Source organism: Burkholderia sp. CpTa8-5, from assembly GCF_017815045.1.
Taxonomy (GTDB): Bacteria; Pseudomonadota; Gammaproteobacteria; order Burkholderiales; family Burkholderiaceae; genus Burkholderia; species Burkholderia sola.
Genome location: NZ_JAGIQD010000001.1, coordinates 115,085 through 135,114, shown reverse-complemented (window position 1 = coordinate 135,114; position 20,030 = coordinate 115,085). Strand labels below are relative to the sequence as shown.

At 66.2% G+C, this 20,030-nt stretch carries 22 protein-coding genes and 2 pseudogenes; 10 read left to right on the top strand and 14 right to left on the bottom strand.

Going from position 1 to position 20,030, the window contains the following annotated elements; all coding sequences use genetic code 11:
• Positions 1-90: 90 nt before the first annotated feature.
• Positions 91-417: a hypothetical protein gene (locus tag J8I35_RS00645; protein ID WP_209924205.1), complete on the bottom strand. Its 327-nt coding sequence runs from the start codon at positions 415-417 to the stop codon at positions 91-93.
• On the opposite strand from J8I35_RS00645, the gene J8I35_RS00640 reads away from it, so the two are divergent.
• A complete protein-coding gene (locus J8I35_RS00640; protein ID WP_245170039.1) occupies positions 416-1,153 on the top strand; it encodes an NAD-dependent epimerase/dehydratase family protein in 738 nt (245 codons plus the stop codon). The genes J8I35_RS00645 and J8I35_RS00640 overlap by 2 nt on opposite strands.
• Positions 1,098-1,613 carry a helix-turn-helix transcriptional regulator gene (locus J8I35_RS34940; RefSeq protein ID WP_348522248.1) on the top strand — a complete coding sequence of 172 codons (516 nt, stop codon included), beginning with the start codon at positions 1,098-1,100 and terminating at the stop codon, positions 1,611-1,613. Before J8I35_RS00640 ends, J8I35_RS34940 begins: the two co-directional genes overlap by 56 nt.
• A gap of 45 nt (positions 1,614-1,658) precedes the next feature.
• On the opposite strand, the gene J8I35_RS00630 is transcribed toward J8I35_RS34940, so the two are convergent.
• Positions 1,659-2,147 (bottom strand): RidA family protein, encoded by a 489-nt coding sequence (locus tag J8I35_RS00630; RefSeq protein ID WP_050013597.1) that lies wholly within the window; start codon positions 2,145-2,147, stop codon positions 1,659-1,661.
• Between the two features lie 226 nt (positions 2,148-2,373).
• Here J8I35_RS00630 and J8I35_RS00625 point away from each other — a divergent pair, with 226 nt between their 5' ends.
• A complete protein-coding gene (locus tag J8I35_RS00625; RefSeq protein ID WP_050013598.1) occupies positions 2,374-2,673 on the top strand; it encodes an H-NS histone family protein in 300 nt (99 codons plus the stop codon).
• Between the two features lie 173 nt (positions 2,674-2,846).
• Here J8I35_RS00625 and J8I35_RS00620 read toward each other — a convergent pair whose 3' ends face one another.
• Complete coding sequence (locus J8I35_RS00620) at positions 2,847-3,179, bottom strand: cupin domain-containing protein (RefSeq protein WP_050013599.1); 333 nt, start codon at positions 3,177-3,179, stop codon at positions 2,847-2,849.
• 464 nt (positions 3,180-3,643) lie between these two features.
• Positions 3,644-4,567 (bottom strand): LysR family transcriptional regulator, encoded by a 924-nt coding sequence (locus J8I35_RS00615; protein ID WP_209924204.1) that lies wholly within the window; start codon positions 4,565-4,567, stop codon positions 3,644-3,646.
• A gap of 67 nt (positions 4,568-4,634) precedes the next feature.
• Here J8I35_RS00615 and J8I35_RS00610 point away from each other — a divergent pair, with 67 nt between their 5' ends.
• The gene (locus J8I35_RS00610; protein WP_050013601.1) at positions 4,635-5,252 is read left to right on the top strand and encodes a LysE family transporter; all 618 of its coding nucleotides are present in this window, start codon (positions 4,635-4,637) and stop codon (positions 5,250-5,252) included.
• Positions 5,253-5,288: 36 nt separating this feature from the next.
• Here J8I35_RS00610 and J8I35_RS00605 read toward each other — a convergent pair whose 3' ends face one another.
• Positions 5,289-5,921, bottom strand: a complete 633-nt coding sequence (locus J8I35_RS00605; protein ID WP_050013602.1) for an NAD(P)H-dependent oxidoreductase — start codon at positions 5,919-5,921, stop codon at positions 5,289-5,291.
• Between the two features lie 132 nt (positions 5,922-6,053).
• Between J8I35_RS00605 and J8I35_RS00600 the strand changes: the two genes are divergently transcribed.
• Positions 6,054-6,932 (top strand): LysR substrate-binding domain-containing protein, encoded by an 879-nt coding sequence (locus J8I35_RS00600; RefSeq protein WP_175975996.1) that lies wholly within the window; start codon positions 6,054-6,056, stop codon positions 6,930-6,932.
• Positions 6,933-7,008: 76 nt separating this feature from the next.
• Here J8I35_RS00600 and J8I35_RS00595 read toward each other — a convergent pair whose 3' ends face one another.
• Both J8I35_RS00595 and J8I35_RS00590 read right to left on the bottom strand, forming a co-directional pair.
• Complete coding sequence (locus J8I35_RS00595; RefSeq protein WP_209924203.1) at positions 7,009-8,259, bottom strand: saccharopine dehydrogenase NADP-binding domain-containing protein; 1,251 nt, start codon at positions 8,257-8,259, stop codon at positions 7,009-7,011.
• A 43-nt stretch (positions 8,260-8,302) separates the two neighbouring features.
• Positions 8,303-8,683: pseudogene (locus J8I35_RS00590) on the bottom strand (acetoacetate decarboxylase); the annotation flags it as partial.
• A gap of 343 nt (positions 8,684-9,026) precedes the next feature.
• On the opposite strand from J8I35_RS00590, the gene J8I35_RS00585 reads away from it, so the two are divergent.
• Positions 9,027-9,434 carry a DUF3224 domain-containing protein gene (locus J8I35_RS00585; protein WP_209924202.1) on the top strand — a complete coding sequence of 136 codons (408 nt, stop codon included), beginning with the start codon at positions 9,027-9,029 and terminating at the stop codon, positions 9,432-9,434.
• Between the two features lie 9 nt (positions 9,435-9,443).
• On the opposite strand, the gene J8I35_RS00580 is transcribed toward J8I35_RS00585, so the two are convergent.
• From J8I35_RS00580 to J8I35_RS00565, 4 genes are all read right to left on the bottom strand, one after another.
• Positions 9,444-11,009 carry a methyl-accepting chemotaxis protein gene (locus tag J8I35_RS00580; RefSeq protein ID WP_209924201.1) on the bottom strand — a complete coding sequence of 522 codons (1,566 nt, stop codon included), beginning with the start codon at positions 11,007-11,009 and terminating at the stop codon, positions 9,444-9,446.
• A 345-nt stretch (positions 11,010-11,354) separates the two neighbouring features.
• Complete coding sequence (locus J8I35_RS00575) at positions 11,355-12,200, bottom strand: MBL fold metallo-hydrolase (RefSeq protein ID WP_209924477.1); 846 nt, start codon at positions 12,198-12,200, stop codon at positions 11,355-11,357.
• Between the two features lie 18 nt (positions 12,201-12,218).
• Positions 12,219-12,545 carry a hypothetical protein gene (locus J8I35_RS00570; RefSeq protein ID WP_124592592.1) on the bottom strand — a complete coding sequence of 109 codons (327 nt, stop codon included), beginning with the start codon at positions 12,543-12,545 and terminating at the stop codon, positions 12,219-12,221.
• Positions 12,538-13,068 (bottom strand): hypothetical protein, encoded by a 531-nt coding sequence (locus J8I35_RS00565; protein WP_050013608.1) that lies wholly within the window; start codon positions 13,066-13,068, stop codon positions 12,538-12,540. Before J8I35_RS00565 ends, J8I35_RS00570 begins: the two co-directional genes overlap by 8 nt.
• A gap of 149 nt (positions 13,069-13,217) precedes the next feature.
• Here J8I35_RS00565 and J8I35_RS00560 point away from each other — a divergent pair, with 149 nt between their 5' ends.
• The gene (locus tag J8I35_RS00560) at positions 13,218-14,111 is read left to right on the top strand and encodes a LysR substrate-binding domain-containing protein (protein ID WP_209924476.1); all 894 of its coding nucleotides are present in this window, start codon (positions 13,218-13,220) and stop codon (positions 14,109-14,111) included.
• Between the two features lie 57 nt (positions 14,112-14,168).
• On the opposite strand, the gene J8I35_RS00555 is transcribed toward J8I35_RS00560, so the two are convergent.
• Complete coding sequence (locus J8I35_RS00555) at positions 14,169-15,074, bottom strand: LysR family transcriptional regulator (RefSeq protein WP_050013609.1); 906 nt, start codon at positions 15,072-15,074, stop codon at positions 14,169-14,171.
• 116 nt (positions 15,075-15,190) lie between these two features.
• Here J8I35_RS00555 and J8I35_RS00550 point away from each other — a divergent pair, with 116 nt between their 5' ends.
• Together J8I35_RS00550 and J8I35_RS34935 are read left to right on the top strand one after the other, a co-directional pair.
• On the top strand, positions 15,191-15,781 hold the full coding sequence (locus tag J8I35_RS00550) for a flavodoxin family protein (RefSeq protein WP_209924200.1): 591 nt from the start codon (positions 15,191-15,193) through the stop codon (positions 15,779-15,781).
• Positions 15,782-15,953: 172 nt separating this feature from the next.
• Positions 15,954-16,202: pseudogene (locus J8I35_RS34935) on the top strand (aldo/keto reductase); the annotation flags it as partial.
• Positions 16,203-16,218: 16 nt separating this feature from the next.
• On the opposite strand, the gene J8I35_RS00540 reads toward J8I35_RS34935, so the two are convergent.
• A complete protein-coding gene (locus J8I35_RS00540; RefSeq protein WP_089490122.1) occupies positions 16,219-16,902 on the bottom strand; it encodes a TetR/AcrR family transcriptional regulator in 684 nt (227 codons plus the stop codon).
• 53 nt (positions 16,903-16,955) lie between these two features.
• Here J8I35_RS00540 and shc point away from each other — a divergent pair, with 53 nt between their 5' ends.
• A complete protein-coding gene (gene shc, locus J8I35_RS00535; protein WP_209924199.1) occupies positions 16,956-19,016 on the top strand; it encodes a squalene--hopene cyclase in 2,061 nt (686 codons plus the stop codon).
• A gap of 64 nt (positions 19,017-19,080) precedes the next feature.
• On the opposite strand, the gene J8I35_RS00530 is transcribed toward shc, so the two are convergent.
• Entirely contained in the window at positions 19,081-19,995 is a 915-nt protein-coding gene (locus tag J8I35_RS00530) for a LysR substrate-binding domain-containing protein (protein ID WP_124637444.1), read from the bottom strand.
• Between the last annotated feature and the right edge of the window lie 35 nt (positions 19,996-20,030).

Genomic DNA, 20,030 nt, shown 5'->3' with positions numbered 1-20,030 from the left:
GCGACATCCGGTCGCGATGCCCCGTTGACCATCGTAGGCGCACCGTTCGGCGCCGGCATCCCCAAAACTGGGGATGCCGGTTGATATGGGTCAGGCGATGACTTCCGGAAAGGACGGGGTAAAAACGGCCGGCTGGCGCGGCGGCTCGTTGCGCAGCAGCACGACGGCGAGCATGCCGGCGAAGCGTGCGCTTTCACGTCTGACGAATCGGCCGCAGGCAGCGACGTGCGGCTTCGTCGCACGCCTTGCGATGTTCCAACGCACGGCATCGTCGTTCCAGTCGTAGCCCCTTCGACTGGAAGCCGGGCATGGTGTGCCAGTCTCGCGCCGCCTGTCGCCCCTGCATGTCGATTGGCGCGCTTTGCGAGTGAAGCGGCGCGCAAATGGCGCATCCCCTCTGCAACGGAATCCCTTCATGAATATCGATACCGACCTTCCCGTCATGGTCACCGGCGCGACCGGGTACGTCGCGGGCTGGCTCGTGCAGCGGCTGCTCGAAGCCGGCCTGACGGTCCATGCGGCCGTCCGCGACCCCGACAGCCCGGACAAGCTCGCGCACCTCCAGCGCATCGCGGCCGGCAAGCCCGGCACGATCCGCTATTTCCGCGCGGACCTGCTCGAACCCGGGTCGTACGCGGACGCGATGGCGGGTTGCGGGACCGTGTTCCACACCGCGTCGCCGTTCACCGTCACCGTTCGCGATCCGAAGAAGGCGCTGGTCGATCCGGCGCTACTCGGCACGCGCAACGCGCTCGAGACGGCAAACCGCACGCCGTCGGTGCGGCGCGTCGCGCTGACCCGCAGTTGTGCGGCGATCTACGGCGACAACGCCGATCTCGCCGCGACGCTCGATGGTGTGTTCACCGAAGCGGTCTGGAACACCAGCTCGTCGCTGACCCATCAGCCCTATTCGTATTCGAAGACCGTTGCCGAGCGCGAAGCGTGGAAGATTGCCCGCCCGCAGCAACGCCGGGATCTCGTGACCATCAATCCGTCGCTCGTGATCGGGCCGGGCATCAATCCGTACGCGACGTCGGAGAGCTTCGAGATCGTGCGGCAAATGGGCAACGGCACGATCCGCCGCTGTTCCCCGCGTTCTGCAGCCCGAACCTGGAGATCGCGCTCCGGCGCATCGGCCAGTTCAAGCCGCTGATCGGCCCGGTCCGGTTGCGCGTGTCGCACGAGGCCGACGCGCTGACTCTCGCCGTCGATTTCCTCGAGCGCGACATCCCGCCGCCCGGCATGCTGGTCGCGGCCGAACTCGGCTTCTTCGTGAAACTCGCGCGGCTGGCGACCCGCACCGAGCTGTCGGCGCGCGCCGTCACGCTGCCGCGCGACGTCAGCCCCCAGCCACCGCGGACAGCGTCGCGCAAACGCTTGCGATCAGCAAGCGGACGCTGCAGCGGCGGCTCGGCGACGAAGGCGCGAACGTCAAAACCCTGCTGGCGGAAGTCCGCGAGAAGCTCGCGTGGCATTACCTCGATCGCTCGGACCTGCCCTACAGTCAGATCGCGTTCCTGCTCGGTTACCAGGATCCGAATTCGTTCTTCCGCGCATTCAACGAATGGACCGGGATGACGCCCGACGCCGCCCGCTCGCGCACGGCGCACTGATCGATACAACGCGGGCCGCTGTCCCGTCGCCGCGGTGATCCCGAATCAAGCGGCGACGCCGCCGCGAGTCAGCCCGAAAATGAAATCGGCTTCGACCGACGCACCCTTCGGCAATTGCAGCACGCCGACCGACGAACGCGTATGGACGCCGGCGTCGCCGAGCACCGCGACCAACACGTCCGACGCGCCGTCGGCCACTTCGCTTTGCATCGTGAAGCCGGGCGCGCTTCGCACGTACACGGTCATGCGCGGCACCGTTGCGATCGCATCGAGCGTGCCGCACTGCTTACGGATCAGCGCCAGCGCGCGCAGCGCGGAAATGCCGGCCGCGCGGCGGCCGTCTTCGAGCGAAACGGATTCGCCGACGATACCGACGAAATGCACGACTTCCCCGATTCGCGGCACCTGGCCGGCAATGTAGGCGGTGCTTCCGTCGATCACGACCGGCGTGTACTTTCCGCCGATCCTGATCGTTTCGTCCGGATCGAATCCGAATTCGGCTGCGACCTGTTTCAGCTTTTCATCCCTGTTCATCAGTGAATTCCCCAATCCCTCTGAAAAAAGATAAAGAATAATTGAGTCTCCGAAGCTTGTCCCGCACGAGAAGATCGGATGCAAACGATCCCGCCGAGCCACTTCTCAGGTGTTCGAAGCAGTCATCCATTGCGATATCGACAATGGAATTCGTAGTCGGAGCAATTTTCTTCATTATTTCAGCTGAAACCGCTATCATGTATGGACACAACCTGAAGAGTGATATATGGCAACTTACAAGGAACTGAAAGCCCAAATGGATGCTTTGGCCGAGAAAGCCGAAGCAGCGCGCGCCGCTGAATTCCAGGCGATCGTCGACGACATCCGCACCAAAGTCGCGGAATACGGCATTACCGAAAAAGACATTTTCGGTACGCGCCGCGGTCGGCCGGCCAAACAGGCGGGCGCCCCCGTGCAGGCCAAGTATCGCGATCCGAAGACCGGGGCCACCTGGTCGGGCCGCGGTCGCGCGCCCGCATGGATCAAGGATGCGAAGAATCGCAATCGATTCCTGATCCAGGAATAAGATTCCCCGCATGGGCCGGCGCGTGATTCAACACGCTGCCCGGCAAGTTGGGCATTGATTGGGGGCATCGATACCGGCGGTATTCCATGGCCGCTCCGGTTGACGAGGTTTTGCCCGATCGGCGTGTCGTGCACGGATTGATCCACCGACCGTGCCGCACGCCCATCCTTTCTTCAGCGTTCGTAATAGATCGCAAGCCAGACGGTTTGCAATTCGTCATGCGTCCATGCGACACGATGACGGCAATGCGGCTCGATCAGTACGTAATCTCCGGCGCGCATATCGAGCCGCGTCGCATTCTCTTCGAATTCGAGCACGGCCGCGCCGGATAGCAGCACGACCCATTCGGCCCGCGGGTCGTCATACCAGAACCCGGCCGGGCTCGCATGCCCCATCGACACGATTCGCTCGACATTCACGCGCGAGTTCTCGACGAGCATGTCGATTCGCTCGTCGCCGCCGCGCCGCCCTTCGACGCTGAATAAATTACCGGTTTGAAGTTGCATGGCTTCGCCTCGTCGTTGACCTTCGGGTAAAGGATGCAGATTTAAACGCGACGGGGAAATAGTCGCTGCAGCCTGACGTCGCCCAGGTTTGCGCGTGCATCGTTAAAAACCGTATCAAAAAGATGAAGAATGACGGCGACTTCATCGGCGCAGATTCGTTGCGGCGGTAAAGCACGCATCGGGATTCTTTTAGCGACGTGCGCGCGCCGGGACACGTCATTTCGATAAAAGCCGGTCGACATCCTGCCGCCCTATGCAGCGTCGGGCCAGGGCCTGTTCACGCTAATGGCGGGCTTGCGAACGCGTCTCCGCCAACGCATTTTCCGTTCGCTGGCTGGCATGAGCAAGCATCGGCAAGACCATGCATTCTCTATTTCGATTCGAGATGGCGCCTGCCCCATAAGCGACAATATCGTCTTGGGCGTCGATATCGATAGCGAGCGTCGACGAAGTACCGGCCCCCGTCAAACCCGCCCCCTCAACCACCCCAACAACGCCGCCTGCGCACTCCCGTCCGCCACCGGCGCCGGCGTCAACAGGTAGTAATCCGATCCATCCTCGACGAACCCCATCGGCGCAACCAGCACGCCGCTTTCGATGTCGTCGCGCACCAGGTGCCACGGCCCGATCGCTACCCCCAGCCCCGCGACGGCCGCTTGCAGACTGAAATAGAAATGATCGAACTGCTGCCCGTGCCCGTTCACGGCCGGCTGATTCGCCGCCCCCGCCCACGCGTTCCATGCGTCCGGCCGGGTCCGCGTATGCAGCAGCGCAGCGTCGGGCTTCAACGTGCGGCCGCCGCGCCGCGACGCAAACCATGCACCGACCTTGTCCGGCCGGCAAACCGGCGCCACCCGCTCGGCGAACAGATGCTCGGCGTGATATCCCGCCGGCCACGCGAAATCGTTGCGACGAATCGCCATGTCGACACCGCTGTCGAACGAGAACGGCCCGCCCGCGGCGGCCAGATGGATATCGACGCCCGCGTGCCGCGCCTGGAAATCCGGCCAGCGCGGGATCAGCCAGCGCATCAGGAGCGTCGGCTCGCACGACAGCACCGAACGCCGCGCACGGGCGGCCTCGGCGCGCAACGCGTGGGCGGCGTGACGCATCAGGCCCAGGCCGTCATGGACGGCCTGCCCGAGTGTGCGGCCCGCTTCGGTCAGGAACACGCGACGGCTGCGACGCTCGAACAGCGCCACGCCCAGATCGTCCTCGAGCAAGCGCACCGCGCGGCTGACCGCGCCATGGGTCACGCACAGCTCGTCGGCCGCGCGACTGAAATGCTCGTGACGCGCCGCGGCCTCGAAACAGCGCAGCGCCATCAGCGACGGCAGGTTCGTCCGAATCGATAGTGATTCAGACTCACCATTCTGGTCAGAAATCATCGTTTTTCCTGATGAAGCACGATCGATACGATTGTGCCATCAACCTATCCTTCGCAGGAACAACGCCATGACCGAATTGATAGTCGTAGTCACCATTACGCTGCTCGCCGTCGTCAGCCCGGGGCCGGACTTCGCGATGGTCACGCGCAACAGCCTGATGCTGTCGCGTCGTTCCGGCGTGCTCACCGCATGCGGGATCGGGCTCGGCGTGACGGTCCACGTGAGCTACACGCTGCTGGGCGTCGGGCTCCTGATCCGTCAGTCGCTGTGGCTCTTCGATGCCGTCAAGCTGATCGGCGCGATCTACCTGGTCTACCTCGGTGCAAAGATGCTCATGACGAAAGCCGGCAGCGTGCAAGCCGACACGAGCGGCGCGCCGCTGTCCGATCTCGCCGCGCTGCGCACGGGCTTCCTGACCAATGCGCTGAACCCCAAAACCACGGTGTTCATCGTCAGCCTGTTCATGCAGGCAGTCCGGCCCGACACGCCGTTGATCGTGCAGATCGGCTACGGCGCGTTCATCGCGGCCGCCCATGCCGGCTGGTTCAGCCTCGTGGCGATCTGTTTCTCGGCCACGGCTGTCCGCGATCGCCTGCTGTCGCTGCGGCACTGGATCGATCGCACGTTCGGATGCCTGCTGGTGGGCTTCGGCGTCGCGCTCGCCGTCGCACGCGGCGGGCGCTGACGCTCGACCCGCGCCGGGTGCCCCACGCCAGCAACGTCAGAACGTCGGTGCGATCGCTCGTGCTTCGTCGATCGCCCGGCTCCGGTCGACCCGCCCGTCCGGACCGAACAACGTGCGCTCGACGACGATCCCCGTGATGTCCGTCACGCCCACGAACTTGAGCCACGTTTCCATGTAAGGGCGCTGCAGATCGAATTCGGCGGCCGGCGTAAACGAACCCGGCGACTGATAGGCAAGCCCGCGCGCGTAGACCACCGCCGCCTTTTTCCCGACCAGCTTGCCGGTGAAACCCGTTCCGTCGAACGTGAACAACACATCCTTCTGCGAGATCACGTCGATCAGCTGCTTGAGCTTGTACGGAATGCTGAAATTCCACAGCGGCACGCCGAACAGGAACTTGTCCGCTTCGTGGAACGGCGCCGCGAGCCGCTCGATCTGCTGCCACGCCGCCGCCTGCTCCGACGTCAACGCCGTGCCGCTCAGTCCGGCATATTTCGCGGCCAGCGCGGCGCCGTCGAATTCGGGCATCGGCAGATCCCAGATATCGAGCGTCCGGATCTCGTGATCGGGATGGGCCTGCCGGTACGCGTCGAGAAATGCATTGCACACCTCGATGGACGCCGAATAGGCCTTGTTGGGTGAGCCTTCGATATAGAGCACGCGCGTCATGGCGTCGGTCCTTGCCAAGAGTGACGACGGCGCGCCGGATGCGCGCTCGCCCACTTCGCTTCGCAGCCTATCGGGTCGTCCTATAATCCGGAAACGATATTAATTGATCAGATTAACCCGGATTGGTGATAAATGAATGCTCCCCTCGACACGGCGCTGCTTCATACATTCGTTGCGGTTGCCGACGTGCGCAGCTTCACCGGCGCCGGGCGTCGGCTGAACCTCAGCCAGTCCGCGGTCAGCGCGCAAATCCTTCGTCTCGAGGAACAGGTCGGCCAGGCGCTGCTCGTGCGCAACACGCGCAGCGTCACGCTCACCGGGCATGGCGAGACGCTGCTCGGCTACGCGCGCGCGATGCTCAATCTGAGCGAGGAAGCGCGGGCCAGGCTGGGAACGGGTGACGCCACCGACGTCAAGCTGCGGATCGGCGTGTCGGAGGACTTTGCAGGCGGCTGGCTGCCGGACCTGATGCGCCGCCATGGCGCCGCGCGGCGTGGCCTGCGGCTGGATCTGGTCGTCGACATCGGCGACAGCCTGTTCCGGCGGCACGCCAACGGCGAATTCGATCTCGTGATCGGCAGCCGGTGCGCGCACGCGGGCCACGGCGCGACGTTATGGCACGAGCCGCTCGTCTGGGCGTTCGCGCGCCACGAGCCGCTTCCGGAAGGCGACGTGCCGCTCGCGTGTTTCCCCGATCCGTGCCCGTATCGCGGCGCCGCCATCACGGCGCTCGCGCTGGCCGGCATGCGCTACCGGATCGCGTGCGAAAGCCCCAGCGTGACCGGCATCCGCACCTTCGCACGCGCCGGCATCGCGATCGCGCCGGTGCCGCGCAGCGCGATCGACGACACGCTTCGCGAACTGGGGTTGCCCGAAGGCTTGCCGGAACTGCCGGAGATGGAATTCGTGATGATGCACGACGCGCGGATGCCGGCGGCCGTCGAATTCGCGGCGACGATTCTGGACGAAACCGCTGCCCGCACGGGCGCGGGCAAGCGCAACCGGGTGTAGCGGTAGCGCCCGCGAGCGTATTACCGGGACGGGTACCGCGCCCCTCCGGGCTCGAATGGTTGCTGACGTGCTCCGTTCAAATCACCTCGAAGCGCAACCCGGCATGGCGCACCAGACGCTCGATATAGCGTTCGTCGAACATCGTCGCAGGTGTCCAGAACCCGCCACCGCGTCCGGTCTTCACGCCGTCACGGCTGCAATCGAGTGCGAGACTGATCGCGGCCTGGCCGAGCATCTTGCCGGTGGAGCCATAGCCCGGATCGCGATCGCCGGTGACTTTCACACGCAAGGTTCGGCCGTCGTCGGCGCGGCCGAAGAAGCGCAAATCGTAGCGGCCGGCCTGCTGGGCATCCACGCTCGGCCCTTCGCCGGGCTTCGGCAGCAGGAAGCGCTCCATCAGGCCGCGCACCGGCCCGACGAGGACGCCGACCATGAATGCACCGAGGCCCGCCACCATCGTCAGCGCGGTCATGCGCCCCTTCAGACCCGTGCCCGTCATCACGGCTTCGTCATAGGTAAAGCGGCTGCCGTACGCATGGCCGGCCAGCGCATTGGAGCGATGCACGACACGCTCGTTGATCGCCGCCATCACGAACGGCGCGATCCACGCATCGCAGTCGCGATCGAATTCGGCGGATCGAACCGCATGCTGCCGCACGGTGAAACCATGCCGTTGCGGGCACAACGAATAAGGATCGAGCAGTTCGCGGCGCAATGCCGGATCGGCCGCCGCTTCTCGCACCACGTTGATCACGCTGGCCACGGTGCCGCCCGATGCACCACCCTTCAGCGTTTTCACGCGCATCTTCACGTGAGCGGCCGGCACGCCCCACTGCTGCCGAGCCTGTTGCTGCAGGAAAAACACGCCCATGTCGGACGGCACCGAGTCGAAGCCGCAGCAATGCACGATGCGCGCGCCCGATTGGCGAGCCGCGGGCTCGTACTTGTCGATCATCCGCTTGATCCACTGCGTTTCGCCGGTGAGATCGCAATAGTCGGTGCCGGTCTGCGCGCAGACCCGGACCAGCGGCTCGCCGTACAGCGCGTAGGGGCCGACCGTGGACACCACCACCCGCGTTTGCGCGCACAGCGCCCGGAGTTGCGTCTCGTCGGCCGCGTCGGCGACGATGATCGGCACCGACTGCGCGGCCGCGCCGAGCGTATCCCTGACCTGCCTGAGCTTCGCGTCGGATCGTCCCGCGATCGCCCACCGCAGCGTTTCGCCGGCACCGGCGTCCGACAGATAGTCGGACAGATAGCCGGCCAGGATCTGCCCGACGAAACTGGTGGCGCCGAATACGACGAGATCGTAGGTCGGTTGCGGCATGGACGACTCCTTCGGTGCGCGCACGTCGCACGCATCCGTATCGTTAGCGTGGCTTTCCGGGTTCATCGAAGGCCGTCAACGACGTCGGCAGATTGAGCACCAGTTGCGCATCCTTGACCACGTCGAGACGCATGATTGTGGATGCGCCGAGCCCGTCGAGCAACTGGCTGAGCGGCCCACCGTGCCGCACGAGTTCGACGTTGCGCGGCAACAGGCGCTGCGCGAACGACAGCATGTTGGTCTGCACCGACGCCTGATGCCATGCGCCGTCGATGCGGTTGACCATCGTCGTCGTGCCCATGTGCGATTGCGACGGCACGCTGGTCAGCACCGGCAGCGGCACGCTCAGGCTCAGATCGGGTCGGCCGCCCGGCCCCGCGACACGCGCGCGCGCCGTGGCGCCGATGTTCACGTCGGTATCCGCAAATCGGTCATAGTACCCGCCCTCGGGCACGTCGACCGTGTGCGGCCCGAATTCGACCTGTGTAAAACGCCTGTCCATGTTCGTTGTCTCCCGTCGATGGTCGACCAGTGACAGGCGAGATCCGAAGCCTGCCGATTCACTGTCGTCGGCAAGCACTCTAAGCTTCAAGTCGACTTCAAGGTCAAGGCGACGAGTAGAGGAACCTGTCGAACTACGGGGGCGCACCTTTCAAGTCGGTCCTTTCGCGTATCAAACAGGACGATCATCGCGCATAGGGACGATCAGCCACCGTCGGCAGCGTTGGCTTATAGTGCCGCTTGCCCATTCAACGAGGAGAACAGTCATGAAACTGCAGGCCAGCGGTCCGTTCGAGGTGAAGCTGAATCCGGAACCCCTGAGTCACGTCGCGGAAAGCAGCGGGCTCGGCCGCATGTCGCTGGACAAGCATTTTCACGGCGATCTGGAAGCCGTCAGCCAGGGCGAAATGCTCGCGTTTCGCAGCAGCGTTCAGGGTTCGGCCGGCTACGTGGCGATGGAAACCGTCAAAGGCGTGCTCGGCGGACGCAAGGGCAGCTTCGTCCTGCAGCACAGCGCCACCATGACGCGCGGGCAGCCGACGCAGTCGATCACGGTCGTGCCCGATTCCGGCACGGACGCATTGCTCGGGCTGTCCGGCGCGATGCTCATCGATATCGATAACGGCCAGCACGCGTATCGCTTCGACTACACGTTGCCGGACGCACCGCAATAAGCGCACCCGTCACGCGAGCGCCGCTTCGCGCAGCCGGAACTGCGCGACCGCCGCGCTCAGCCGCGCGCCCTGTTCGTCGAGCGACAGTGCCGCGGCCGCCGCCTCCTCGACCAGCGCGGCATTGCGTTGCATCGTCTGCTCCATCTGGATCACCGCGGCGTTCACCTGCTCGATGCCCGACGACTGCTCGTCGAATGCCTGGCTGGTTTCGCCCATGATCGCATTGACGCGCTCGACCGCCGCGACGAGCTCGGCCATCGCCGAGCCGGCCCGTGCGACGAGGCCGCTGCCGTCTTCGACGCGTCGCGCGGAATGACCGATCAGCTCGCGAATTTCCTTCGCCGCCGCGGCACAGCGCTGGGCCAGCCCGCGCACCTCGGTCGCGACGACCGCGAACCCGCGCCCCTGCTCGCCCGCGCGCGCGGCTTCGACGGCGGCGTTCAACGCGAGGATGTTCGTCTGGAACGCGATGCTCTCGATCACGCCGACGATGCCGGAGATGCGCGTGGAGCTGGTCGAAATTTCCGACATCGTCTCGACGACGCGCTGCATCGCTTCGCCGCCGCGCGACGCGATGCCGGCCGCGCCCTCGACGTACGTGCGCGCATCGCGCGCGTTGTCCGCGTTCTGGCGCACGGCCGCCGTCAGTTGCTCGACGCTCGCGGCCGCCTGCTGCAGCGACACGGCCTGCTGCTCGGTACGCGCGGACAAATCGACGTTGCCGCTCGCGATCGTGCGCACGTCGCCGACGATCGTCTCGGTGCTCGCGCGCACCTGGCTCACGGTATCGACGAGGCCGTCCTGCATCCGCTTCAGCGCATTCAGCAGATACGCCATTTCATTGGCGCCCGGGACGACGACCGCGCCGGTCAGGTCGCCCTTCGAGATTTTCTCGAACTGGTCGACCGCGAGGTTGATCGGCTCGATGATCGCCTTCGCGAGTACGCGTTGCGCCACGAACCCGACGACGAGCGCCAGCGCCGCGACCGCGCCCATCCCCCACACGATCCGGTGGAAATTGACGCCGGCCGCCTCGTAGCGCGCCTTCTGGCGCGTGACCTGGAACGATTCGAGCGCATCGATCGCCGCTTGGTATGCGGCGAACAACGCAGGCGGCGCCGTGCGCTGCGTGTCGAGGAAGTTGAACGCGTCGTCGCCGTCGAGCTGCGACAGCGCCTTCAGGAACACGCGGTCGAGCAGCGCGCGACGGTGGTTCTGCAGCGTGTCGAACAGCGCCTGCTCGCTGGCGTCGCGCGCGTGCAGACGCGTGTACGCGTCCAGTTCGTCGTTGCTCTGCTTGAGCAGCGCGTGAAGTTGCGCGACTTCGTCCTTCGCGGGCTGGCCGGCACTGATGATCTGCGCGACGTCGCTCATGCGTTCGCGCAGCACCAGCATTCGCTCGGAGCTGGTCTTCAGGTGCAGCAGCGACGCGGTGTCGTCGCGGTACATCGCCTCGAGCGAGCCGTTGCCGACGTAGAGCGCCGCGATGCAGGCGCCGACCACCAGCACGAGCAGCACGGTATAGCCGGCGATGGTCGCGACGAGGCCACCACGGATAGTGAGTTGTTTTCGCATGACGTTCCCTTGAGCCGGCCTGGCACGGCCGGCGGCGGATGTGAATTCCGGAACACGAACGACGCGCGCCATCACGCAGTACGCGGCGCGGGGGCTGCGAACGGGTTAACGGCGCAGGGGACGGGCGGCTTTTATCCGCAAGCGACGCGAATCTTGACGATTGCGACAGGGGAAGGGGGAAGCAGCGCGGCTACCGGCCGCCGCCGAGCCTGGAGCGAATCTGCCGACAGGTCGCGCTGGTGCGTGGCGATCTGCCAAACGTTTCCGCACGCGTACTACCCCATTGCCCGCCTGTCGCCGTAGGGCATGTCGGCAGGCGGCTCCAGCGGGATCACCGGCATCGCGTCACGCGTCAGTCTCGTAAAACAGCCCGTATTCGCCGTTCGTTCGCCTGATTCGCGCGAACCCGAGCTCGCCCAGATGCATGCCGGCGATCAGCCACCCTTCCGCGCTGACCCGATCCAGCAGCCGCGAACGCGTGGTCGCCGCCTGCGATGCATCCTGGTCGAACGCAATCGACACATCCGGCCGCTTGATCTGGATATGCGGAAAATGCACGATATCGCCCCACACGAGCAGGCCCTGATCGCCGGATTCGAGCAGGTAGCCGGTATGTCCGTCGGTATGCCCCGGTAGCGGTATGGCAGCGATTCCGGGCAGCACCTCGCCTTCATCGAAGGTCCGCAGCGCGTCGCCGTAAGCGTCGAATGCGTGACGCGCGATCCGGAAATTGCCGCGCGCGCGCTCGCTGGCGCGGCTCAGGTTGCCGTCGTCGCGCCAGAATTCGACCTCGCGTCGATGCGCGACCAGTTCCGCATTCGGAAACGCCGCGTGTCCGGCCGCATTCACCAGCCCGCCGACGTGGTCGGGATGGGCGTGGGTGAGCAGGACGGTGTCGATCGCGGCAGAATCGATACCGGCGAGCCGCAAATTGCCGTGCAGGCGGCCACCCCATTCCTTGATGCCGCCCGCTCCGGCATCGATGAGAATCGTGCGGCCCGCGCCGCGCACCACGTAGCAGTTGATATGCACGGCGGACGGCTGCTGCTGCCCGGCCGCGCGCTGCATCCCGGCAGCGTCGGTCGCGTCGATATTCGACAGGAAATCGAGGCTGGCCGTGAGGTAGCCGTCGCTGATCGCGGTGATCGTGAAATCCCCGACACGCCGGCCGGGAAACGTAACGTGGGACATCATGCTTCTCCGCAGCGACTAGTTACGGGCGTGAAGGTCCGGCGCGGCATGACCGAAGCAACGGATGCGCGCCGTCAGCCCCGTGCGGCGAACGATTGCGCGATCCAGCGCTTCCATGAACGCGTTCATGACCGCGGGCGGGCGAAACGACGCCACGCGATAGCGGATTTCCGCGAAAACGGGATGCCCGCAGCCGTGCCGGACCGCCACGTAAATGATGTGGACATTCCGCTGTTCCGCCTGAAGGACATCCGTACAGAGTTCGATGCAGTCGCCGGACAGTTCGGCGAGGCTTGCGTCAGGCGGCATGCGTTCCGCATCGATATGGAAAGTCACGTTAGGCATCGCGGGCGGCCTTCGTCAGTTGCTCGGTCATCGGTGCGTACAGATCGAGGTCGGCCGGCACGTTCCCGGCAAGCGGCGCATCGCTGTGCCGCAGGACCGCGAGCCAGCGGCGCGCCGGACACTGCTCCAGCGCGACGGCCTGCATGGCCAGCGGCTTCAGGCCCAGTTGGATCAGCGAGTCGGGCCCGCTGGCGCTCAGCACGAGCAGTTCGTCGGCATTGACCGCCGGCGCACGACCGATATCGCTATAGAGGTTGCGGTGCCAGTCGGTGATGTGCTGCTGCCACCGCGCGAAATTGCCGCCGCCCTTCTGCCGATATTCGTCGCCGGTCAGTACGTCGAGGCCGTCGATCGTGTGAACGGCCAGATAGACGGGGCAACCGTCGCTGATCGCGCTAAAACGCTGCGACGTGTGAAAACCGGCCACCGAGATGAGCGCCGGCAGCTTGTCGAGGTTGTAGAAGTCGTTCCATTCGGCTTCGCTGGCAGGGTCGGCGAAGCTGCATTCCACGGTGTAGATCATCGGCTTGTCCTTCGCTTCGAATGCGGGATATTCAGTGCAGTGACGTAATGCTAATCTGCGGTTTCCCGCGTAGATATCGACTTAAAGTCAGCCTTCAGTGATATTTGATCAAGCTGACGGTCGAACGCGCTCCGACCGGCGAGACCCCGATGCGACGCAAGATCCCGAGCAATTCCGCGCTCCTGGCCTTCGAGGCCGCGGCCCGACACGGCAGCTTCGCCCGCGCCGCCGACGAGCTGGCGCGCACCGAGGGCGCGGTCAGTCGCCAGATCGGCCGGCTCGAGGCGTTCCTTGGCGTGACGCTGTTCGAGCGCGTCGGCAACCGCGTGCGGCTGGCGCCCAACGGCACGCGATACGCGGTACAGGTGCGCGAGATTCTGGATCGGCTCGAACGGGACAGCCTGTATCTGATGGGGCAGCCCGTCGAAGGCGCGAGCATCGATATCGCCGCGATTCCAACCTTCGCGACCCGCTGGCTGATCCCGCGGCTGAAGCGCTTTCAGGCGCGCCATCCGAACGTCACCGTGCATATCGCCGAACGGATGGAGCCGTTCCTGCTGGCCGGCAGCGGATTCGACGCGGCCATTCACTTTGCGCATCCGGCCTGGGCCGGCATGCATCTGCATCCGCTGCTGGAAGAGGTGCTGGTGCCCGTCTGCAGTCCGGCGCTGCTCGAACGTGCCGGCGCCAATCCGTCGCTGGATGCGCTGCCGCGCCTTCACCGGCGGCAGAATCCGGATGCGTGGCAGCGCTATGCGCAGGAGACCGGCATCGTGCTGACCAATTCGGCGGTCGGCCCGCGATACGATCTGCATTCGATGCTGATCGAGGCCGCGCTGGCCGGCCTCGGCGTCGCGCTGGTGCCGCGCCTTTACATCGGGGCCGAGCTTGAACAAGGGCGCCTGGTCGCGCCCTGGCCGGACGGCAAGGCGGTGACGAAAAACTTCTGCCTCGTGCTGCCGGAGCCGATCGAATTGAGCGCGGCGCCGGTGCGGGCGTTTGCGGAGTGGGTGCTTGACGAGGCGCGGGATTCGGCGTGTTGATGCAGTGCCCGACGTTCATCGCCACACGGATTCGGAAAATCCTGCAGCCCTCCTCCGCTAATCGAGGTACGGCTCCAACACGCCCCCGATCCAGTCCATGAAAGCCCGCACGCGCGGCGAAAGATTGCGCCGATGCGCGACGACGAGCGACGCGGCAAGCGGCTCGGGCCGCAAGTCGGGCAGCACCTCCACGAGCGCGCCGCTTTCGATGTGATGCGCGAGCGCCGAATAGCCGGCCTGGATCAGCCCGATGCCCGCCAGCCCCGCCGCGTGATAGGTCTGCACGCTGTTGACCTGCATCGCGCTGGGCAACGGCAGCCACGCATAGCCGTCGCCGTCCGGGTATTCCCATCCGGGATGCCGCGCGCCGAGCGTCAGCGTGTAGTGAATCATCTTGTGCCCCTGGCTGCGCAGATCGGCGAGCGTATGCGGCACGCCATGCCGCGCGAGATAGTCGGGGCTCGCCGCATTCGTCATGCGCAGCCTGCCAAGCGGCCGCGCGATCAGCGTCTCGTCGGCGATCGGGCCGAGCCGGATCACGCAATCGAACCCTTCCCGAACCAGATCGACACGCCGGTCAGTACTGGAAAGCTCCAGCTCCAGATCCGGATGCGCGGCCATCAGTTGCGGCAGCGCCGGCACCACGACGCTGCGCGCGAGTTCCGTGGGCATGTCCACGCGCAACCTGCCGCGCAGCGAGGTACCGCGCCCCGAGAACATCGACTGCAATTCCTGCACTTCGGCGAGCAGATCGGTTGCGCGCGCATAGAACGCGCGTCCGTCTTCGGTGAGCTGCACGCGCCTCGTGGTCCGATGCAGCAGTGCGACACCCATGTCCCGTTCGAGCGCACGGATAACCGTGGATACCCGTCCTTTCTGAATGCCGAGGCTTTCGGCGGCACGCGTGAAGCTCGCCATTTCGGCGACACGGGCAAAAATCAAAAGCGCGTCAAGGTTCTGCATTGTTCATCCGGAAAGTAACAGAACGTTCAATCTGTCGTCGTTTATCACCGGATTGCGGCTCGGTAGAGTGGCTTCCCACGTCGTCTGAACGACAACCCGAACGAAAGGAAACCCTCATGGATCAACGCAACCCGCCGGTGAAAACGGTCGTCGTCTACCACTCCGGCTACGGCCATACGCAGCGAATGGCCGGCGCCGTCGCGGACGGCGCCGGCGCCGCACTCGTCGCGATCGATGCCGACGGCAACCTCGCCGACGACGCGTGGCACACGCTGGCCGCCGCCGACGCAATCCTGTTCGGCTCGCCGACCTACATGGGCGGCCCGAGCTGGCAGTTCAAGAAGTTCGCGGATGCATCGTCGAAGGTCTGGTTCGAAAGCGGATGGCGGAACAAGATCTTCGGCGGCTTCACCAACAGCGCAAGCATCAACGGCGACAAGCTCAATACGCTCGAATACTTCTTCCTGCTGGCCGGACAGCACGGCGGCATCTGGGTCAGCATGGACATCAAGCCGGCGAATCTGAAAGCGTCGACGCGCGACGACCTGAACCGCATGGGCGCCTACATCGCGCCGATGGCGCAGACGCCGGCCGATGCGTCGCCGGAAGAGATGTCGCCGGGCGATCTCGAAACGGCCCGACGCTATGGCGCGCGCGTCGCGGGGATTGCCGGGCAGTTGCGGGCCGGCCAATCACGCGCCAACTAACATCCCGACGTTCATGCGGGGCGCCACCGGCCGACGCCCCGCATCGGGTCCGGCCGATTCTGAAGGGCGCTGCAATGAAATACAAGCAATTGGGCCGCACCGGCCTGTATGTGTCCGAGCTGTGCCTCGGCACGATGACGATGAGCGGCAACGCGGATGCCGGCATGTGGGCGGCGTGTCGGTCGCGCGGATCGCGCTCGCGTGGTTGCTCGTCAAGCCGGCGGTCACGAGCCTCATCATCGGCGCGAAGCGGATCGACCAGCTCGACGACAATCTCGGCGCGGTCGACGTCGTGCTGACCGACGATGAACGGGCGCGTCTCGATGCCGTGAGCGCGTTGCCGCTCTGCTATCCCGGCTGGATGATCGCGCGTCGGGAAGCCGGCAGGGTTCCCGCGCCGTTCACGCGCGGCGCGGCGCAACAGGATCGGCGGCGCATCACTTCGGAAACACGCCCTTGCTCATCGCATCGAGCTGCCGAACGATCTCAGCGCGCAATTCGGCCGATACGTCGACGCTGTCGAGCAACTCCGAAATCCACAACCCGTCGGCCGCGAGCCGGCAGATCATCAGCGTCGCGGCGCGCTCGAGCGGCACCGGGTCGGGCCGCGTCCATTCGCGCATCGGCACCGACCAGCGCGCGCGCGTGTCCTGCTCGGTGATCATCGACGCGACCAGCACGCGCAGCACCTCGATACTCGCGGCGGGATTGGCCGCATCGAGCACCGCATGCAGATATGCGCGCGCCGCCGCGCCGTCGCCGCGGAAATCGGCCGCCAACCGCGCGGCCAGTTGCGCGCCGAACCGCTCGGTCGCCTGCCCGAACAGCGCATCCAGCAGCCCTTGCTTGTTCGCGAAGTGATATTGCAGCGCGCCCTTCGTCACGCCGGCACGCTCGGCCACCGCGTCGAGCGTCAACGCGGCCACGCCGTGATGCGTCGCGATCTCCGACGCCGCCGCCAGCAATTGCGCGCGCACTTGGTCCGGCGCTTTTTTTCGCCGCACGCCGGCCACAGGTACGGCCGGCGCCGATGATCCTTCAGGCGCCCGTGCGTCGGGTGTTCCAGCCGGTTCGACGGGCGCGGACACGTCGCGCGGCGCGGGTTCGAGGCGTTTTTTCATGGTGCGGATGGTAGCACCCAGGCGTGTCGATATAAACATTCCGGCTGGATGGTATGATCCGCCGCATGAACAAAATGGCCCCCTCTCCCTGGTCCGCGCTCGACACTGCAATCGCCCGTGGACGCGACGCACTCGTACGCCTTCAGCAGCCCGACGGCAGCTGGTGTTTCGAACTCGAATCCGACGCGACGATCACCGCGGAATACATCCTGATGATGCATTTCATGGACAAGATCGACGACGTGCGCCAGGAGAAGATGGCGCGCTACCTGCGCGCGAACCAGCGGCTCGACACGCACGGCGCATGGGATCTGTACGTCGATGGCGCGCCGGACGTGTCGTGCAGCGTGAAGGCGTACTTCGCGCTGAAGGCGGCCGGCGACAGCGAACAGGCGCCTCACATGACCCGCGCGCGCGACGCAATCCTGAAGCTCGGCGGCGCGGCACGCTCGAACGTGTTCACGCGCATCCTGCTCGCGACGTTCGGCCAGGTGCCGTGGCGCGCGGCACCGTTCATGCCGATCGAATTCGTGCTGTTCCCGAAGTGGGTGCCGATCTCGATGTACAAGGTCGCGTACTGGGCGCGCACGACGATGGTGCCGCTGCTGGTGCTGTGCTCGCTGAAGGCGCGTGCACGCAATCCGCGCAACGTGTCGATCCGCGAGCTGTTCGTCACGCCGCCGGAACAGGAGCGCGAGTACTTCCCGCCCGCTCGCGGCATGCGCCGGCTGTTCCTCGCGCTCGACCGCATGGTCCGCCCAGTCGAGCCGCTGCTGCCGAAGCGCTTGCGGCAGCGCGCGATCCGGCATGCGAAGACGTGGTGCGCGGAACGGATGAACGGCGAGGACGGCCTCGGCGGCATCTTCCCGCCTATCGTGTACAGCTACCAGATGATGCAGGTGCTCGGCTACCCGGACGACCATCCGCTGCGGCGCGATTGCGAAAACGCGCTGGAGAAGCTGCTGGTCACGCGGCCGGACGGCAGCATGTATTGCCAGCCGTGCCTGTCGCCGGTGTGGGACACCGCGTGGAGCACGATGGCGCTCGAACAGGCGCGCGGTGTCGCGGCGCCGGAAGCCGGCGAAGCGCCCGGCGCGCTGCGCGAGCTCGATGCACGCATCGCACGCGCGTACGACTGGCTCGCCGAGCGGCAGGTGAACGACCTGCGCGGCGACTGGCTCGAGAACGTCCCGGCCGACGTCGAACCGGGCGGATGGGCGTTCCAGTATGCGAATCCGTACTACCCGGACATCGACGACACGGCGCTCGTCACCGCGATGCTCGATCGCCGCGGCCGCACGCATCGCGATGCGGACGGCACGAACCCGTATGCGGCGCGCGTCGCCCGTGCACTCGACTGGATGCGCGGGCTGCAATCGCGCAACGGCGGCTTCGCGGCGTTCGATGCGGACTGCGACCGGATGTACCTGAACGCGATTCCGTTCGCCGATCACGGCGCGCTGCTCGATCCGCCGACCGAGGACGTATCGGGCCGCGTGCTGCTGTGCTTCGGCGTGACGAAGCGCGCGGACGACCGCGCGTCGCTCGCGCGCGCGATCGACTACGTGAAGCGCACGCAGCAGCCCGACGGCAGCTGGTGGGGCCGCTGGGGCACGAACTACCTCTACGGCACGTGGAGCGTGCTGGCCGGCCTCGCGCTCGCCGGCGAGGACAAGTCGCAGCCGTATATCGCCCGCGCGCTCGACTGGCTGCGTACGCGGCAGCATGCGGACGGCGGCTGGGGCGAAACGAACGACAGCTACCTCGATCCGAAGCTGGCCGGCACGAACGGCGGCGAGAGCACGTCGAACTGCACCGCGTGGGCACTGCTCGCGCAGATGGCGTTCGGCGACTGCGAATCCGATTCGGTGAAGCGCGGCATCGCGTACCTGCAGTCGGTGCAGCGGGAAGACGGCTTCTGGTGGCACCGCTCGCACAATGCGCCGGGTTTTCCGCGCATCTTCTACCTGAAGTATCACGGCTATACCGCGTACTTCCCGCTGTGGGCGCTCGCGCGTTATCGGCGGCTGGCGGGCGCGAAGGATGCGGGCGCAACCACGTCGTCCGCGTCCGGCGCACCCGCCGCACGCGCAACGGACAGCGCGCTCGCCTGAGCCGGAGCGCCGGCACGCGTGACGGCGTCCGGCGCGCTCAAAACGACTCCCGTCCCCTTCCTGCCTACGCGTCGCGCGGCGCCCGCATCCTCGCGAACGCATCGCGCAAATCCGCGCAAAACGCGTCGCCGATCATCGACAGCGGCTGCGACGCGGACGTCACCAGGTAGAAGTGATCGGGCACGGCCGGCTCGAACGGCTTGACGACCACGCGCTGGCCCGCGTATGCGGCGGTCACCGGATCGATCAGCGCGACGCCGGCGCCGTTCGCGACGAACGCGACGATCGTCCGCGACAGCTGCGCCTCGATCGACAGCACGCGCGACACGCCGGCTTCGACGAACACGCGGTCGATCGCGCTGCGCGCCTCGAAACTCGGCGGAAACGAGATGAACGATTCGTCGCGCAGGTCGGCCGGCTGCACGACGCGCTTGCGCGCGAGCCGATGCCCGCGCGGCACGACGCAGCACATCGCGCTTTCCGCGAGCCGCTCGCCGCGCACGGCCGGATGCGGGACGGGTTCGGCGATCAGCCCGACGTCGCATTGCCCCGACGCGACCTTGTCGACGACGGTGGACGCACTGTGCGCGAGCAGCGTGATGTCGACACCCGGATGCGCGTGCGAGAAGCGCGTGACGAGTTCCGGCAGCAGGTCGAGCGCGACGGCGGGCGAACCGGCCACGCGCAGCGTGCCGCGCCGCATCGCGCGGATCTGCTCGGCGGCCTGCGCGACGCGGTCGAGGCCGACGAACGCGCGTTCGACCTCCTCGTACAGCACGCGCGCCTGCGCGGTCGGCGTGAAGCGCCCCTGCTGCCGCTCGAACAGCACGAAGCCGATCCGCGCCTCGAGATCGGCGATCAGCCGGCTCACGGCCGGCTGCGAGATATGGAGATCGCGTGCCGCGCGCGTGACGGTATGGCGCTGCATCACCGCGCGAAACGCTTCGATCTGGCGAATCCTGAGCGAAGGCGTGGTCATAACACTGGATTATGGGTCGTTGATCAAGCTGTATT